The following is a 3,363-nucleotide window of genomic DNA, read 5'->3' on the forward strand; positions in this document are numbered from 1 at the left end:
GGGGCCATAGCTCAGCTGGGAGAGCGCCTGCCTTGCACGCAGGAGGTCAGCGGTTCGATCCCGCTTGGCTCCACCACTACTGCTTCGATTGTATAAAGCTTAGAAATGAGCATTCCATCGGTTCGATGGTGAATGTTGATTTCTAGTCTTTGACTAGTTCGTTCTTTAAAAATTTGGGTATGTGATAGAAAGATAGACTGAACGTTACTTTCACTGGTAACGGATCAGGCTAAGGTAAAATTTGTGAGTTCTCTTAGTTGAGAAATTCGAATTTTCGGCGAATGTCGTCTTCACAGTATAACCAGATTGCTTGGGGTTATATGGTCAAGTGAAGAAGCGCATACGGTGGATGCCTTGGCAGTCAGAGGCGATGAAAGACGTGGTAGCCTGCGAAAAGCTTCGGGGAGTCGGCAAACAGACTGTGATCCGGAGATGTCTGAATGGGGGAACCCAGCCATCATAAGATGGTTATCTTGTACTGAATACATAGGTGCAAGAGGCGAACCAGGGGAACTGAAACATCTAAGTACCCTGAGGAAAAGAAATCAACCGAGATTCCCTTAGTAGTGGCGAGCGAACGGGGACTAGCCCTTAAGCTTCTTTGATTTTAGCGGAACGCTCTGGAAAGTGCGGCCATAGTGGGTGATAGCCCTGTACGCGAAAGGATCTTAGAAGTGAAATCGAGTAGGACGGAGCACGAGAAACTTTGTCTGAATATGGGGGGACCATCCTCCAAGGCTAAATACTACTGACTGACCGATAGTGAACTAGTACCGTGAGGGAAAGGCGAAAAGAACCCCGGAGAGGGGAGTGAAATAGATCCTGAAACCGTATGCGTACAAGCAGTGGGAGCCCACTTTGTTGGGTGACTGCGTACCTTTTGTATAATGGGTCAGCGACTTATTTTCAGTGGCGAGCTTAACCGAATAGGGGAGGCGTAGCGAAAGCGAGTCTTAATAGGGCGTCTAGTCGCTGGGAATAGACCCGAAACCGGGCGATCTATCCATGGGCAGGTTGAAGGTTAGGTAACACTGACTGGAGGACCGAACCGACTACCGTTGAAAAGTTAGCGGATGACCTGTGGATCGGAGTGAAAGGCTAATCAAGCTCGGAGATAGCTGGTTCTCCTCGAAAGCTATTTAGGTAGCGCCTCATGTATCACTGTAGGGGGTAGAGCACTGTTTCGGCTAGGGGGTCATCCCGACTTACCAAACCGATGCAAACTCCGAATACCTACAAGTGCCGAGCATGGGAGACACACGGCGGGTGCTAACGTCCGTCGTGAAAAGGGAAACAACCCAGACCGTCAGCTAAGGTCCCAAAGTTATGGTTAAGTGGGAAACGATGTGGGAAGGCTTAGACAGCTAGGAGGTTGGCTTAGAAGCAGCCACCCTTTAAAGAAAGCGTAATAGCTCACTAGTCGAGTCGGCCTGCGCGGAAGATGTAACGGGGCTCAAACCATACACCGAAGCTACGGGTATCACGCAAGTGATGCGGTAGAGGAGCGTTCTGTAAGCCTGTGAAGGTGAGTTGAGAAGCTTGCTGGAGGTATCAGAAGTGCGAATGCTGACATGAGTAACGACAATGGGTGTGAAAAACACCCACGCCGAAAGACCAAGGTTTCCTGCGCAACGTTAATCGACGCAGGGTTAGTCGGTCCCTAAGGCGAGGCTGAAAAGCGTAGTCGATGGAAAACAGGTTAATATTCCTGTACTTCTGGTTATTGCGATGGAGGGACGGAGAAGGCTAGGCCAGCTTGGCGTTGGTTGTCCAAGTTTAAGGTGGTAGGCTGAGATCTTAGGTAAATCCGGGATCTTAAGGCCGAGAGCTGATGACGAGTTACCCTCTGGGTGACGAAGTGGTTGATGCCATGCTTCCAAGAAAAGCTTCTAAGCTTCAGGTAACCAGGAACCGTACCCCAAACCGACACAGGTGGTTGGGTAGAGAATACCAAGGCGCTTGAGAGAACTCGGGTGAAGGAACTAGGCAAAATGGCACCGTAACTTCGGGAGAAGGTGCGCCGGTGAGGGTGAAGCACTTGCTGCGTAAGCCCACGCCGGTCGAAGATACCAGGCCGCTGCGACTGTTTATTAAAAACACAGCACTCTGCAAACACGAAAGTGGACGTATAGGGTGTGACGCCTGCCCGGTGCCGGAAGGTTAATTGATGGGGTTAGCTAACGCGAAGCTCTTGATCGAAGCCCCGGTAAACGGCGGCCGTAACTATAACGGTCCTAAGGTAGCGAAATTCCTTGTCGGGTAAGTTCCGACCTGCACGAATGGCGTAACGATGGCGGCGCTGTCTCCACCCGAGACTCAGTGAAATTGAAATCGCTGTGAAGATGCAGTGTATCCGCGGCTAGACGGAAAGACCCCGTGAACCTTTACTATAGCTTTGCACTGGACTTTGAATTTGCTTGTGTAGGATAGGTGGGAGGCTTTGAAGCGTGGACGCCAGTCTGCGTGGAGCCATCCTTGAAATACCACCCTGGCAACTTTGAGGTTCTAACTCAGGTCCGTTATCCGGATCGAGGACAGTGTATGGTGGGTAGTTTGACTGGGGCGGTCTCCTCCTAAAGAGTAACGGAGGAGTACGAAGGTGCGCTCAGACCGGTCGGAAATCGGTCGTAGAGTATAAAGGCAAAAGCGCGCTTGACTGCGAGACAGACACGTCGAGCAGGTACGAAAGTAGGTCTTAGTGATCCGGTGGTTCTGTATGGAAGGGCCATCGCTCAACGGATAAAAGGTACTCCGGGGATAACAGGCTGATACCGCCCAAGAGTTCATATCGACGGCGGTGTTTGGCACCTCGATGTCGGCTCATCACATCCTGGGGCTGAAGCCGGTCCCAAGGGTATGGCTGTTCGCCATTTAAAGTGGTACGCGAGCTGGGTTTAGAACGTCGTGAGACAGTTCGGTCCCTATCTGCCGTGGACGTTTGAGATTTGAGAGGGGCTGCTCCTAGTACGAGAGGACCGGAGTGGACGAACCTCTGGTGTTCCGGTTGTCACGCCAGTGGCATTGCCGGGTAGCTATGTTCGGAAAAGATAACCGCTGAAAGCATCTAAGCGGGAAACTTGCCTCAAGATGAGATCTCACTGGAGCCTTGAGCTCCCTGAAGGGCCGTCGAAGACTACGACGTTGATAGGCAGGGTGTGTAAGCGCTGTGAGGCGTTGAGCTAACCTGTACTAATTGCCCGTGAGGCTTGACCATATAACACCCAAGCAATCTGTAGACTCGAAAGAGGCCAGATTGCGGTGTGTGAAGACGAAATGAACCGAAAGTTCGAAACGCACAAAACACCGAACGCTGTCACATACCCAATTTGCTGAAGCGAGGCCGCAGGCCACGACTCAGTACCC

At 51.5% G+C, this 3,363-nt stretch carries 1 tRNA gene and 1 rRNA gene; both read left to right on the plus strand.

Going from position 1 to position 3,363, the window contains the following annotated elements:
- A tRNA-Ala gene (locus OC610_RS23760) sits at positions 1-76 on the plus strand.
- Between the two features lie 246 nt (positions 77-322).
- Positions 323-3,214 (plus strand): 23S ribosomal RNA (locus OC610_RS23765).
- Positions 3,215-3,363: the final 149 nt, after the last annotated feature.

This window comes from Pseudomonas agronomica (assembly GCF_025917275.1).
Classification (GTDB): Bacteria; Pseudomonadota; Gammaproteobacteria; order Pseudomonadales; family Pseudomonadaceae; genus Aquipseudomonas; species Aquipseudomonas agronomica.